Raw genomic sequence first — 15104 nt, 5'->3', positions numbered from 1 at the left:
GCAGGTACCATGGGGTGTAGGATCCCCAAGGCCATGAGCGGTCTGCCCCCCGAGTTCATTCAACTGGTGCGCCAGAAGGCCGACCTCGTCGAGGTGGTGGCGGAAAAGGTGGTGCTGCGCAAGCAGGGCAAGAATTTCGTCGGCCTCTGTCCTTTCCACAATGACCGCAAGCCCAGTCTTCAGGTCAGCCCCAGCAAGCAGATCTACAAGTGCTTCTCCTGCGGGGCGGGCGGAGATGTCATCCGCTTTGTCAGCCAGATGGAGCGCCTCTCCTTTGCCGAGGCGGTGCGCCACTTGGCCCGCCGCTACCATGTGCCGGAGCCCAGGGGATCCCTCTCCCAGGACTACGAGCGCCAACTCTCCCGCCAGGAAAAGCTGCTGGAGATCTTGGCCCTGGCCGCCGATTTCTACCAGCACGCCCTCCGCTCCCAGCTAGGATCCCTGGCCCGCCAGTACCTGCACAGCCGACGCCTGAGGGAAGAAACCTTGCAAAAATTTCAAATCGGCTTTGCTCCCCCCGGCTGGCACTCGCTCTACGAATACCTGGTCAACCAAAAGCGCCAACCGGTCCAACTTCTAGAAGAAGCCGGCTTGCTGGTTCCCCGCCAACAGGGATCCGGACATTACGACCGCTTCCGCAACCGCATCATGCTGCCCATTTTCGACCTGCAGGGGCGGGTGATTGGCTTTGCCGGCAGAGCCTTGGGAGAGGAGCAGCCCAAGTACCTGAACTCTCCAGAAACCGAGCTGTTCAACAAAAGCCAGGTGGTCTACGGCCTTAACTTTGCCCGCGACGCCATTGCCAAGGCCGACCAAGCCTTGGTGGTGGAAGGGTACTTTGATGTCATCGCCCTGCATCAGGCGGGAGTTGCCCACGCTGTAGCCGCTATGGGCACGGCTTTGACGCCCCACCAGGTGAAAGTCCTGCTGCGCTATACCCAATCGAAGCGGCTGATTCTCAACTTTGATGCGGATCGGGCCGGGTTGAACGCGGCCAACCGGGCCATTGAAGCCATTGAAGACCAAGCGCGGCGCGGAGAAATCGAGCTGCGCATTCTCACCCTTCCCGAGGGCAAAGATGCCGACGAGTTTTTGCAAGAGCATCCTGTTTCTGAGTTTCAAACCTTGCTCAGTCAAGCTCCCCTGTGGCTGGATTGGCGAATTGAACAGGTGCTGGCCGGTCGGGATCTGAGCCGAGCCGCGGATTTTCAGCAGGCCCAGCAAGCCCTTGTGCAACTGCTGGCCGGTTTGGGTGGACAATGGCGCTCTTTATACTTGCATAAAGTGGCAGAATTGCTCAGCCGCGGCAACGGTCGCCTCAGCCGGGACTTGGAAGAAGACCTGCGCCGTGCCGTGCGCGGCTACCGCTGGGCCAAACCCCGCCAACCTCCTGCCAACAAGGGATCCAAGCTCTTACAATCGGAGTCCCATCTTTTGCAGATTTTCTTGCATTTTGCCGAGTACCGCCGCGAAATTCGTGAGACCTTGTTGGAGCGAGAGCTGCAGTTTAGTTTTCGCCCTCACCGAGAGCTGTGGCAGCGGACTTTGGAGTTGCTGGCGGCGCAGCCGGAGCTGGAAGACCAAGAAGAGCCTTTGCTGACGGCTTTGCGCACCCTCTGCGCCCATGAGGAACAGCTCAACGAGCGCCTCAGCCATCTGCTCTGGCTGGACGAGAACACCCGTGTAGCCTTGATGCGTCCACGGATGGTGGTGCGGGCCGCCATTGCCAATATGGAGCTGGAAATTCGCCAGAAACGCTACCGCTACTGGACCCAACTGTGGGATCAAGCCTTTTCCGAGGGCAACACCGTCCTTGCCGCCCAGTACCAGGCCAGCATCCAGCAGGAGTACCAAGCCATTCAAGCGCTGCAGCGGCAGGTGCAATTGAGCCTAGAAGACCTGTCGGAAGCCCCACTGGCCGAAGATTTGTGAGTCATTTCCAATAGCAATGAAACGGCTCGTTACCTTGAACCCTAACTCCCCCTTTCCAAAGAGAGAGGAGCTGGGGGTAGGGCTGTCACCGCGCCCCCTTACACTGTTTAAGATAGCCCGCTCTGCCAGTGGGATCCCCATCCGGTAGGATAGAAACAAAAGCAATTTCCAAGCCATGGAGGTTTCCTGGAGGGAGGGATCCACAATGTCTGTTGCTGGGCAGGCTTCGGTTCGGGTGAAGCTGTCTCGGCTCCTGCGGGGGATGGTGTTTTGGGGGCTGCTACTATACCTGGGGGTCATTCTCCTGGGGCTCCCGGCCTGGGCAGAAGACTACACCAAACGAGATCTGCAGGGCATGAGCTTTGCCGGGCAAGACCTGAGCGGCTGGAAATTTCTCAAGGCCAACCTGCGCCAAAGCGATCTCAGCCATGTCAAAGCGGCAGGGGCGAATTTGTTTGGGGCCAACCTCAGCAAGGCCAACCTGCGCGGGGCCGATCTGCGCGGCGCCACCTTGGACATGGCTAACTTACAGGGCGCGGATCTGCGAGAGGCACAACTGCAGGACAGCATGATGTGGTTGGCTCGAGTAGAGGACATCCAGATCGAGGGGGCGGATTTCACCAATGCCTTGATACGGCAAGATGCCCTTGCCATCCTCTGCGAGCGGGCCAGGGGCGTTAACCCCGTCACCGGTCGCGCCACCCGCGATACCCTCGAATGCGACTAGTCCTCACCCCCAGCCCCTCTCCCTCAGGGAGAGGGGGGATTGGCGGCCCAGCAAAGATTCTCTGGGATTGGGAATAGCTGTGGCTAGGAACTGGGAGCAGCCGCCTCAGAGCGGGCGGGCTTGCGCTGAAACTGGGCGAGGAGAGAGTTCCAGGCCAGGCGGGCCATCGACAACAGCCAATTGCCCTCCAACTCCCTAAACAAGTCCATGTTCAGCTTGAAGGCGTAGTTGGCTTCCGCCACAATGCGCTCGATGGTGGCCTGATCCAGTCCCAGGGCGTCCATCTGAGCGCGGTAGCGCTGCTTGAACTTGCCCTCATGAGGGATCTGCTCGAAATCGTAAAAGGCCGTTCCCTCTCCTGGCGGCAGGCCCATGGCCCGGCGGGCAATATTTTTCAGGATCTGGCCACCCGACAGGTCGCCGATGTAGCGGGTGTAGGCATGGGCAATCAGCAGAACCGGGTCTGTTTCCACCACTTCTCGAATGCGGTTGACGTAGACCTGGCAAGCGGGGGAGGGCTTGACCACAGCGCGCCAATTGGGGCCGACAAAATAATTTAAATCCTTCTCCAAGCTGGCCTTGCGCCACAGCTCCGGGTAGTAGAGCCGGCCCACCAGCGGGTGCTCTCGCAACTGCGCGAACCCCTCTTCCAGAGCGCCATAGACAAAGTAAAAATTGCCCACATAGCGGCTGTAGGCTTTTTTATCCACCACCCCCTTGAGGAAGCACTTGATGAAGGCCATATTCTCGGCCATGGTGTGGGACTGCTTGGTGCCCTCCCGCAACTGGGCCGATAGGCTGGTGTTCTGATTCTCTTGATGGTGCAGACTCACAAAACCCTCCTCGTCAAAGACGGCTGCTTGTGTCCAGTTGTTTTCAAAAACATCAATAAAGATCGCCCTGGCCTGAGAAGCTGTGTAAACCCATTTCAACCCCTTCTCATCTGGATGAAGGTAGATCCTGCCGGGGAACCCCTCTGGTCACCGCGACGCAGACCAGACCCCCCTAACAGGCTGAGCGCGCCCTCATAACGACTCGACTCAGCCTCTAGGCCTACCCCACTTTTCCGATCCCTGTTGACGACCGGCAAGCGGAGTCGGAGCAGCGGCTGACTTCCCAACGGTCAACGATTAGAATAATCTGCCTGAGTGTGAATGGATGTGAACAATCCTTAAGTTGGGGATCGCCCTAAGGTTGGCAGCTTGGGTGGGATCCAGGTGCCATTGCCCAAACTTTCCGGATGCCCCCTCGGCCCTTGTAACGTTCGTTGACGATCGTTGGTGGGGTTTCTATAATGAAAGGCCTGACTGCAGCGCGACCCCTCCCGAGCAACGCATGACACAATTAGCAGTGCCATCCCCTGCCGCTCCTACCTTTCCTGACCTGGTAGAGATTCAGCGGGAGAGTTTCTTATGGTTTTTGCGAGAAGGGTTTGAAGAGGAGCTTCTCAGCTTTTCCCCCATCGTCGATTACACGGGCAAGCTGGAGCTGCACTTTTTGCCCGAATATCGCCCTGGGGATCCTTCCAAAGGATACAAGATCAACAAACCGCGCTACGACCCTGAGGAAGCTAAGCGACGGGATGCTACCTACCAAGCGCAAATCCGGGTGCCCACTCGCCTGATCAACAAGGAGACCGGCGAGATCAAGGACATGGACGTCTTCATCGGCGAACTGCCCTTGATGACGGATCGCGGCACCTTTATCATCAACGGCGCCGAGCGGGTGATCGTCAACCAAATTGTGCGCAGCCCCGGCGTCTACTACAAGTCGGAACTGGACAAAAACGGCCGCCGCACCTACAGCGCCAGCCTCATCCCCAACCGGGGCGCCTGGCTGAAGTTCGAGACCGACAAAAACGGCCTGGTGTGGGTGCGCATCGACAAAACCCGCAAGCTCTCGGCGGCGGTGCTGCTGAAAGCCTTGGGCCTGAGCGACTCGGAGATCTACGACAGCCTGCGCCACCCCGAATTTTTCCAAAAAACCATGGAAAAAGAGGGGCACTACAGCGAAGAAGAGGCCCTGATGGAGCTGTACCGCAAGTTGCGGCCCGGCGAGCCTCCCACCGTCTCCGGCGGCCAGCAGTTGCTGGAGTCCCGCTTCTTCGATCCCAAGCGCTACGACCTGGGCCGGGTAGGGCGTTACAAGCTCAACAAAAAGCTCAATCTCAACGTGGCGGAAAACGTGCGGGTGCTCACCGTCCCGGACATCTTGGCCGTCATCGACTACCTGATTAACTTGGAGTACGACATCGGCCATGTGGACGACATCGACCACCTGGGCAACCGCCGTGTGCGCTCGGTGGGCGAGCTCTTGCAAAACCAGGTGCGGGTGGGTCTGAATCGCCTGGAGCGGATCATCCGCGAACGCATGACAGTTTCGGAGTCGGAAAACCTCACCCCGGCCTCTTTGGTCAACCCCAAGCCCTTGGTAGCGGCCATCAAGGAGTTTTTCGGCTCCAGCCAGCTCTCCCAGTTCATGGATCAGACCAACCCGCTGGCGGAGCTGACCCACAAGCGGCGGCTGTCGGCTCTGGGACCGGGCGGCCTGAGTCGGGAACGGGCTGGCTTTGCCGTGCGGGACATCCACCCCAGCCACTACGGACGCATCTGCCCCATCGAAACTCCCGAAGGCCCCAACGCCGGGCTGATTGGATCCCTGGCCACCCACGCCCGCGTCAACCAGTACGGCTTCATCGAAAGCCCCTACTACCGTGTCGAAAACGGCGTGGTGCGCAAAGACCTGGGCATGGTCTACCTCACCGCCGACGAGGAGGACGAGTATCGCGTGGCGCCGGGGGATGTGCCGGTGGATGCCGAAGGCCGCATTACCGCCGACTTGGTGCCGGTGCGCTACCGTCAAGAGTTCACCACCGCCCACCCCACGGAAGTGCACTATGTGCAGGTGGCGCCGGTGCAAGTGATCTCGGTGGCCACCTCCTTGATTCCCTTTCTGGAGCATGACGACGCCAACCGCGCCCTCATGGGGGCGAACATGCAGCGGCAGGCGGTGCCTCTGCTGAAGCCGGATCGGCCTTATGTGGGCACGGGTTTGGAAGCCCAGGCGGCGCGGGACTCCGGCATGGTGGTGGTGTCGCGCACCCACGGCGTGGTGACCTACGTTTCTGCCGATGAAATTGTGGTGCGGCCCGAAGATGGCGGGGATCCCATCGTCTATCGTCTGCAGAAGTACCAGCGCTCCAACCAAGATACCTGCCTCAACCAACGTCCTCTTGTCTACGCGGGGGATCGGGTGGTAGCCGGGCAGGTGCTGGCGGACGGCCCTGCCACAGAAGGGGGCGAGCTGGCTTTGGGTCAAAACGTGCTGGTGGCCTACATGCCCTGGGAGGGCTACAACTACGAAGACGCCATCTTGATCAGCGAGCGGCTGGTCTACGACGACGTCTTCACCTCGGTTCACATCGAGAAGCACGAGATCGAGGCCCGGCAAACCAAGCTAGGCCCTGAAGAGATCACCCGCGAGATCCCCAACGTGGGGGAAGATGCCCTGCGCGACCTAGACGAAAACGGCATTGTGCGCATTGGGGCCTGGGTGGAGGCCGGCGATATTTTGGTGGGCAAAGTCACTCCCAAAGGGGAGTCGGATCAGCCACCAGAGGAGCGACTCTTGCGGGCCATCTTCGGGGAAAAAGCCCGCGACGTGCGGGACAATTCCCTGCGTGTGCCCAACGGCGAGCGCGGTCGGGTGGTGGATGTGCGCATCTTCACCCGTGAGCAGGGGGACGAGCTGCCTCCGGGCGCCAACATGGTGGTGCGGGTTTACATCGCCCTCAAGCGCAAAATTCAAGTGGGGGACAAGATCGCGGGCCGCCACGGCAACAAGGGCATCATCTCCCGCATCTTGCCGATCGAGGACATGCCCTACCTGGCGGATGGCACACCGGTGGACGTGGTGCTCAACCCCTTGGGGGTTCCCTCCCGCATGAATGTGGGCCAAGTGTATGAGTGCCTCCTGGGTTGGGCAGCAGAACATTTGGGAGTGCGCTTCAAGTTGATGCCCTTCGACGAGATGCATGGTTTGGAGGCCTCGCGTTTGACGGTGGAGGCCAAGTTGCGGGAGGCCCGAGAAAAGACCGGCAAAGATTGGATCTTCAACCCAGAAGGTAAGTACTGCGGCAAGATCCAGGTGTTTGACGGTCGCACCGGGGAGCTTTTCGACCAGCCCGTTACGGTGGGCCGCGCCTACATGTTGAAGCTGGTGCATTTGGTGGACGACAAGATCCACGCCCGCTCCACCGGCCCCTACTCTTTGGTGACCCAGCAACCTTTGGGGGGCAAGGCGCAGCAGGGTGGCCAGCGCTTTGGCGAGATGGAGGTGTGGGCTCTAGAAGCGTTTGGGGCGGCCTACATCTTGCAGGAGCTGCTCACCGTCAAGTCCGACGACATGGTGGGTCGCAACGAGGCTCTCAACGCCATCGTCAAGGGCAAGCCCATCCCTCGGCCTGGCACGCCGGAGTCCTTCAAGGTGCTGGTACGGGAGCTGCAGTCCCTCTGTCTGGATGTTTCGGTCCACAAGGTGGAGACGGACAACGAGGGCCAAACCCGCAATGTGGAGGTGGATCTGATGGCCGATACTTCCAACCGTCACACTCCCTCTCGACCCACGTATGAGTCGGTTACGCCTGAGGATCTTTCCCTATCGCCTGGGGCGGCCTTTACCTTCGCCAGCCGCAGCCAAGATGAGGACGGAGAAGAGGAAGAGGAGTTTTGATTGTCGATCGGGATCCCATTCGACCTGTGAAGGAGGGTGGTGTTTACCTCTCCCTTGGGTTTAGGTAGCAGGGCAACAAGTCAGGAGAACAACGGCGATGGCCAAAACAGAGCAACGCTTTGACTATGTCAAAATCGGCTTGGCTTCTCCAGAGCGGATCATGGAGTGGGGCCAGCGCACCCTGCCCAACGGCCAAGTGGTGGGGGAAGTCACCAAGCCAGAGACCATCAACTATCGCACCCTCAAGCCGGAGATGGATGGTCTTTTTTGCGAGCGCATCTTTGGGCCAGCCAAAGACTGGGAGTGCCACTGCGGCAAGTACAAGCGCGTGCGGCATCGGGGGATCGTCTGCGAGCGCTGTGGGGTGGAGGTGACCGAGTCGCGGGTGCGCCGTCACCGCATGGGTTACATCAAGTTGGCTGCCCCCGTCACCCATGTCTGGTATTTGAAAGGGATCCCCAGCCACATCGCCACGCTGTTGGATATGCCGCTGCGGGATGTGGAGCAAGTGGTCTACTTCAACGCCTACGTGGTGGTGGATCCCGGCAACGCCCCCAATCTTTCCTACAAGCAGTTGCTGACCGAGGATCAATACCTCGAGATCGAGGATCAGATGTACGAGGAGGGCTCGGAGCTGCAACTGCCGGAGAACTGGGCCATGATCGGGGCAGAGGCCATCGAACGCCTGCTCAAGGATATCGACCTGGAAAAAGAGGCGGAGCAGTTGCGGGAGGACATCGCCGGTGCTCGCGGCCAGAAGCGGGCGCGCCTGATCAAGCGGCTGCGGGTGATCGATAACTTTATCGCCACCGGATCCCGTCCGGAGTGGATGGTATTGCGGGTGCTGCCGGTGATCCCGCCCGATCTGCGCCCGATGGTTCAGTTAGATGGGGGCCGCTTTGCCACCAGCGACCTCAACGATCTCTACCGCCGGGTGATCAACCGCAACAACCGCCTGGCCCGGCTGCAGGAGATCATGGCGCCGGAGATTATTGTGCGCAACGAAAAGCGCATGCTGCAGGAGGCGGTGGACGCGCTGATCGACAACGGTCGGCGGGGGCGCGTGGTGGCGGGGGCCAACAACCGTCCCCTCAAGTCCCTATCGGACATCATCGAGGGCAAACAGGGGCGCTTCCGGCAAAATCTGTTGGGCAAACGGGTGGACTACTCCGGGCGTTCGGTAATCGTGGTGGGGCCCAACCTGCGCATGCACCAGTGTGGGCTGCCCAAAGAGATGGCCATCGAGCTGTTCCAGCCGTTCGTCATTCACAAGTTGATCAAGCGGAACATCGTCAACAACATCAAAGCCGCCAAAAAGCTGATCCTGAGCAACGACCCGCAGGTTTGGGATGTGCTAGAGGAGGTGATCGACGGCCACCCCGTCTTGCTCAACCGCGCCCCGACATTGCACCGTCTGGGGATCCAAGCTTTTGAGCCGATCCTGGTGGAAGGGAGGGCGATTCAGCTCCACCCCTTGGTCTGCCCGGCTTTCAATGCCGACTTCGACGGCGACCAGATGGCGGTGCATGTGCCCCTGTCGTTGGAAGCCCAGGCGGAGGCACGCTTGCTGATGTTGGCCACCAACAACATCCTCTCCCCGGCCACCGGCGCTCCCATCATCACCCCCAGCCAAGATATGGTGTTGGGATGTTACTACCTGACCGCAGATAACCCCCACGCGCCCGCGGTTGAAGATCGCTACTTTGCCAGCCTCGAGGATGCTCTCATCGCCTACGACCGCGGTGTCATCGGCCTGCACAGCAAAATCTGGGTGCGCTACAACGGCCCGATGGAGCTGGGCAAGGGCGAAAAAGAGTCCGAGCCCCAGATTATCGAAGAAGCGGGCGGCACCCGCCTCAAGATCACCAACTACCGTCGCATCCGTGAGGATCAAGACGGCAACGTGATCAGCCAGTACATGCGCACCACGGCAGGTCGGATCATTTTTAACAAGGCGGTGCAAGATATTTTGTCTGCCTAGACCCACTCCCGAGCTGTCCTCTTCTTTGAAGGATGGATTGTCGGGATCCCCTCACCCAGCCGTTGTCGAGAATCTGCTGAACATATCAGCGAGGCATCATGAGTGAAAAAGGACGCCTTTCCGCCGGCCTGTCGCGTAACAACGCCGAGGCCCCTCTGCCCCCTGTGCCCTTTCGCAACTATCAAATCGGCAAAAAAGAGCTGCGCAATCTGATCGCGTGGTCGTTTGCCCGCTACGGCACCGCCCGCACCGCTCAGATGGCGGATGCCCTCAAGACCCTGGGCTTCAAATACGCCACCCAGGCCGCCGTCTCCATCAGCGTCGAGGATCTGCGCGTCCCGCCCAGCAAGCGGCAGTTGTTGGCCCAGGCGGAAGCGGAGATCGAGGCAGCTACGGAGCGCTACACCCGTGGAGAAATCACAGAGGTGGAGCGCTACCAAAAGGTGATCGACACCTGGAACCAGACCAACGACCAGATCAAGGAGGAGATGCTCAGCAACTTCCGCCAAAACGATCCCCTCAACTCCGTGTACATGATGGCCAACTCGGGAGCGAGGGGGAACGTCTCGCAGGTGCGGCAGTTGGTGGGCATGCGCGGCCTGATGGCCAACCCGCAGGGGGAGATCATCGACTTGCCGATTAAAACCAATTTCCGCGAGGGCCTGACGGTTACCGAGTACATCATCTCCTCCTATGGGGCTCGCAAGGGGTTGGTGGATACAGCCCTGCGCACCGCCGACTCCGGCTACCTGACCCGCCGTTTGGTGGACGTCTCTCAGGATGTGATCGTGCGCGAATCCGACTGCGGCACCGAGCAGGGCATTCTCCTGGAATACCTGATGGACGGGGACAAAGTGGTGGTGTCCTTGGAGGAGCGCCTGGTGGGCCGGGTGCTGGCGCGGGATGTGGTGCATCCGCAAACCCAGGAGATCATTGCCCGTCGCAACCAAGAGGTGGATCACGACCTGGCCAAAACCATCGTGGAGGCCGGCATCCGGCAGGTGATGGTGCGTTCTCCCCTCACCTGTGAGGCTAACCGCTCCGTGTGCCGCATGTGCTATGGCTGGAGCCTGGCCCACTCCCGCCTGGTGGATTTGGGAGAGGCCGTCGGGATCATCGCCGCCCAATCGATTGGGGAGCCGGGCACCCAGTTGACCATGCGCACCTTCCACACGGGGGGTGTGTTCACCGGGGAGGTGGCCCGCCAAATTCGCGCCCCCTTTGCCGGCGTGGTGCGGTTCCCGAAAAACCTGCGCACCCGCCCCTTCCGCACCCGCCACGGCGATGACGCTCTCCAGGTGGAGGTGAACAACCAAATCGTCTTGGAAGGCCCAGACGGCCAGCGGGAAGTCTTCGACATGACCCAGGGATCCACCCTGCTGGTGCGGGACGGAACCCAGGTGCAGCGGGATCAGTTAATTGCGGAGGTGTCGCTGGCCAAGGCCAGCCGCAAGAGCACCGAAAAAGCCCAGAAAGAGGTGGTGGCCGACCTGGCCGGCGAAATTCGCTTTGCCGATCTGCCCATCGAGGAGAAGACCGACCGCCAGGGGAACACCACCTACACCGCCCAGCGGCAGGGGTTGATCTGGGTGATGTCCGGCCAGGTGTACAATCTCCCGCCGGGGGCCGAGCCGGTGGTGAAAAACGGGGATCGGGTGCAGGCGGGGGATGTAATCGCCGAAACCTCGCTGGTGACGGAGCACGGCGGCATTGTGCGGCTGCCGGAGCGCAGCGACACCAAAAGTGGGCGCGAGGTGGAGATCATCAACGCTTCTGTGGTGCTGCACGAGGCGCGGGTGCGGGTGGAATCCCACCAGGGCCGGGAGCAATTTTTGCTGGATACCGCCAGCGGCCAGACCTTCGTGCTCAAGGCCACGCCGGGCACCAAAGTGGGCAACGACGAAGTGGTGGCAGAGCTGATCGACAACCACTTCCGCAGCCAGACGGGGGGCTTGGTGAAGTTTGCCGGCATTGAGGTGGCACGGCGTGGCAAGGCCAAGCAAGGTTACGAAGTCATCCAGGGTGGCACCCTGCTGTGGATCCCGGAAGAGACCCATGAGGTGAACAAAGACATCTCCCTATTGAACGTGGAGGATGGCCAGTACGTAGAAGCCGGCACCGAGGTGGTGAAGGACATCTTCTGCCAAAATGCCGGCGTTGTCGAGGTCATCCAGAAAAACGACATTTTGCGGGAGATCGTCATCAAGCCGGGATCCCTGCATCTGGTGGACAACCCCGCCGATTTGGAGGTGAAAAGCGGCACCCTCATCCAGCCAGGGCAACAGGTGCTCAGCAGCATCGTTCCCGACCAACTGGTCTATCTGGAGCATGTGGAAACCCCCGAAGGCCCAGGCTTGCTGCTGCGCCCGGTGCAGGAGTACGAAATCCCCGACCGGCCCTCGGTGCCCAGCCAGGAGTCCACCAGCGAGTCCGGCCGCTCCATTCGCCTGCGGGCGGTGCAGCGGGTTCCCTTCAAAGATGGAGAGCGCGTGAAGTCGGTGGGGCCGGTGGAGCTCCTGCGCACGCAACTGGTGCTGGAGATCGATACCGACGCCCCGCAACTGAAGGCCGATATTGAGCTGATCCAAGATGAGAAGGATCCCAGTATCCGCCGCCTGCAACTGGTCATTCTGGAAACCCTGCTGCTGCGCCGCGATGTGGAAGCAGATCTGACGCAGGGGAGTACCCACACGCGGCTGTTGGTGAGCGAGGGAGACAACATCGCCAGAGGAGATGTGATCGCCCGCACCGAGATTCAGGCCAAAAAAGCCGGGATCGTGCAAGGGATCCGCCAGGGCGCAGAAGTGGTGCGGCGGGTTCTGGTGGTTACTGACGACGACCTGCTGACGGTGCCCCTGGCGGGCCCGGCCAGCGTCGAGGTGGGAGCGCTGGTGCGGGCCAGAGACGAGCTGGCTCCGGGGATCCCTGCTCCCGAGTCGGGGCAAGTGATGCAGGTAACCGATGGCCAAGTGGTGTTGCGGGCGGCACGGCCCTACTTGGTGTCGGCGGGCGCCATTTTGCAGGTGCGGGATGGGGATCTGGTGCAGCGGGGGGATTCTTTGGCCCTCCTGGTGTTTGAGCGGGCCAAGACGGGGGATATCATTCAAGGTCTGCCGCGGATCGAGGAGCTGCTGGAGGCCCGCAAGCCCAAGGAAATGTGCGTTTTGGCCAGGCGGCCCGGCACGGTGCAACTGAGCTGGCGAGGAGAAGAGCCGGATCTGCGGGTCATCGAAGCCGATGGCACGGTTACCGAGTATTCGGTGATGCCGGGGCAAAATCTGATCGTGGTCGATGGCCAACCGGTGCAAGCAGGGGATCCCCTTACCGATGGCCCCGCCAATCCCCACGACCTCTTGGAGATCTACTACGAGTACCATCGCCAAACCTTGGGAGATGACCAAGCAGCGCAGTTGGCTTTGCGGGAGGTGCAGCGCTTTTTCGTGAACGAAGTGCAGAATGTCTACCGCTCGCAAGGGGTGGAGATTGCCGACAAACACATCGAGATCGTGGTGCGCCAGATGACCTCGAAGGTGCGGGTGGATGACGGCGGCGATACCATCCTGTTGCCGGGCGAGCTGGTGGAGCTGCGGGAAATCCAGCAAACCAATGCCAACATGGCCTTTACCGGGGGAGCGCCGGCCAAGTACACGCCCGTCTTGCTGGGGATCACCAAGGCCAGCTTAAACACCGACAGCTTCATCTCGGCGGCCAGCTTCCAGGAGACCACGCGGGTGCTGACGGAGGCGGCCATCGAGGGCAAGTCGGACTGGCTGCGGGGGCTGAAGGAGAACGTGATCATCGGGCGTTTGATCCCCGCGGGCACCGGCTTCAGCACCTACGAGGAGATGGCGCCAGAACCGGAGCCGGAGGAAGAGGAGGAGCCTGTCGTGCTGCCGGAGCTGCCGCCCCGTTTGATCTTGGAAGACGACCAGCTCATCGACGACTCCACCCCTGCTTTTGACGAGCTGGAGGAGGATGAGGAAGAGGAGTGAGGCGCTGGAGCTCTCGGATTGGGCCACTTTGCAAGCTGAAATCGTCCGTTGCCGTCGCTGTCCCCGCCTGGTGGCTTGGCGAGAAGGGGTTGCCCAGCAAAAGGTGGCCCGTTTTTGCGACCAACTCTACTGGGGCCGACCGGTGCCGGGGTTTGGGGATGTGCAGGCGCGGCTGTGGGTGATCGGCTTGGCGCCAGCCGCCCATGGGGGCAACCGCACAGGCCGGGTGTTTACTGGGGATCCCAGCGGGGATTGGCTATTTCGCGCCCTGTACCGGGCCGGGTTTGCCAATCAACCCACCTCAATCCACCGGGAGGATGGCCTGCAATTGCGGGATTGCTACATCTCAGCCGTGGTGCGCTGTGCGCCGCCGCAGAACCGTCCCACCGCCGCAGAAGCCGAAGCTTGCCTGGGCTATCTGAGACAAGAGCTGGAGCTGTTGACCCAGGTGCGGGTGATCTTGGCGTTGGGCCATTTTGCCTTTCGCTACACCTTGGCGCTCTTGCCGCCTCTCAGGCCCCGCCCCCGCTTTGGCCACAACTGCGTCATTCCTTTGGGAGAGGGTCGCTATTTGCTGACGTCTTACCACCCCAGCCGCCGCAACACGGCCACCAAGCGGTTGACAGAGGCGATGCTGGACGCCGTCTTTGAGCGGGCGCAGCAGTTGTTGTCCCCATCTCCGCCATCCACCCCCCTGATCGAGTTTTGAGCCGAAGATTCTGCAGTGGCCGGACGTTTTGCCAAAGGCTGGAGTCGTTGCCGCCCCTCACCCCCAACCCCTCTGCCCCAAGGGGAGAGGGGAGCTGGGGATCAACGGAGGGGCTGTTCCATAGCCACTTGCAATGGCAGCGACTACCTTGCTGAGCCGCCGGGCCCGGCAGGGATCAAGCCGGCTGCCAGGTTTCCAGGCGGTAGGCGCTGTCCCAAAACAGCCATTCCAGGCGGGAGGCGGCTACGAAGGCGGCGGTCATCTTTTCCCGCATCGCCGCTGTGGTCTGCGCAGCCAAGGAGTCGGTGAGGTCGAGGGCCTGTTGCACCACCTGGGCAAATTCTTCCCCCGCGTAGGTGTCGATCCATTGTTGGTAAGGATTGTTGGGCTGGGCGGTGCGGTAGATGGCGGATCCCACCTCGCGATAGATCCAAAAACAGGGCAGCACGGCGGCCATGGCCACCTCGTAGGGATCCAAGGCAGCCGCAGCCAATAGAAAACGGGTGTAGGCGAAGCAGGCAGGAGCGTAGGTTGTCTCCGGCTGGATGTCGTAGAGGCGAAAGTAACTCTCGTGCAGGCTGCGTTCGGCCACAATGGCCCCCAGGGCAAAGTTCAAGAAACTCACCACCCGCTCAGCCCCTTCAGAACGAGCCCCGATCAAGGCGAGGGCGCGGGCAAAATCGGTGAGATAAAGAGCATCTTGCTGCAAATAAAACTGGAAGCGCTGCCGCGAGAGGCTGCCTGCCGCCAACTCACGGTTAAAGGGGTGATCCAAGATCTGTTGGTAGATAGGCTCGATCGTCTGCCAGAGGTGGGTGGTAAAGGATTGGGACATGGTGGCTCTCTCGCGGCGTTGTCTATTTTTCTACCGCTTTTCAGAGGGTCGGCCTAGCTGGAGCTAGGCTTCCGGCATGAGGGGGCGGAAGCCATGCTTGCGAGACAGTTGCCCGATTAAATCCAGTTTTTCCAGGGTGATCAAGTTGCGGCCCCAACTGAAATTGGTGTACAGGCCCTCAAACTCCAGCAGCATCG

8 protein-coding genes and 1 pseudogene are annotated in these 15104 nt (G+C 60.9%); 6 read left to right on the top strand and 3 right to left on the bottom strand.

Annotated elements, in window-relative coordinates; all coding sequences use genetic code 11:
- On the top strand, positions 1–1932 hold a 1932-nt coding region (gene dnaG, locus NW857_RS00855), incomplete at its 5' end, for a DNA primase (protein WP_414367715.1).
- Positions 1933–2137: 205 nt separating this feature from the next.
- Positions 2138–2659: a pentapeptide repeat-containing protein gene (locus tag NW857_RS00850; protein ID WP_414332907.1), complete on the top strand. Its 522-nt coding sequence runs from the start codon at positions 2138–2140 to the stop codon at positions 2657–2659.
- A gap of 83 nt (positions 2660–2742) precedes the next feature.
- Here the strand turns inward: NW857_RS00850 and NW857_RS00845 are convergent, their stop codons facing one another.
- Positions 2743–3492 carry a heme oxygenase (biliverdin-producing) gene (locus NW857_RS00845; RefSeq protein WP_414332905.1) on the bottom strand — a complete coding sequence of 250 codons (750 nt, stop codon included), beginning with the start codon at positions 3490–3492 and terminating at the stop codon, positions 2743–2745.
- A 502-nt stretch (positions 3493–3994) separates the two neighbouring features.
- Here NW857_RS00845 and rpoB point away from each other — a divergent pair.
- From rpoB to NW857_RS00825, 4 genes are all read left to right on the top strand, one after another.
- Positions 3995–7390 (top strand): DNA-directed RNA polymerase subunit beta, encoded by a 3396-nt coding sequence (gene rpoB / locus NW857_RS00840; RefSeq protein WP_414332903.1) that lies wholly within the window; start codon positions 3995–3997, stop codon positions 7388–7390.
- Between the two features lie 97 nt (positions 7391–7487).
- A complete protein-coding gene (locus tag NW857_RS00835) occupies positions 7488–9371 on the top strand; it encodes a DNA-directed RNA polymerase subunit gamma (RefSeq protein ID WP_414332901.1) in 1884 nt (627 codons plus the stop codon).
- A gap of 98 nt (positions 9372–9469) precedes the next feature.
- Complete coding sequence (locus tag NW857_RS00830) at positions 9470–13363, top strand: DNA-directed RNA polymerase subunit beta' (RefSeq protein WP_414332899.1); 3894 nt, start codon at positions 9470–9472, stop codon at positions 13361–13363.
- Positions 13347–14072 carry a uracil-DNA glycosylase gene (locus NW857_RS00825; protein ID WP_414332897.1) on the top strand — a complete coding sequence of 242 codons (726 nt, stop codon included), beginning with the start codon at positions 13347–13349 and terminating at the stop codon, positions 14070–14072. Before NW857_RS00830 ends, NW857_RS00825 begins: the two co-directional genes overlap by 17 nt.
- A 175-nt stretch (positions 14073–14247) precedes the next feature.
- Here the strand turns inward: NW857_RS00825 and tenA are convergent, their stop codons facing one another.
- Positions 14248–14907, bottom strand: coding sequence for a thiaminase II (gene tenA, locus NW857_RS00820; RefSeq protein WP_414338261.1), 660 nt, complete (start codon positions 14905–14907; stop codon positions 14248–14250).
- Positions 14908–14970: 63 nt separating this feature from the next.
- Positions 14971–15104, bottom strand: a pseudogene (locus tag NW857_RS00815) (long-chain acyl-[acyl-carrier-protein] reductase); the annotation flags it as partial.

Origin of the sequence: Synechococcus sp. H55.9, assembly GCF_047462355.1 — a bacterium.
GTDB lineage: Bacteria > Cyanobacteriota > Cyanobacteriia > Thermostichales > Thermostichaceae > Thermostichus.
Note: the sequence above shows the minus strand (reverse complement) of the source record. Positions and strands in the feature narration are given on the sequence as shown.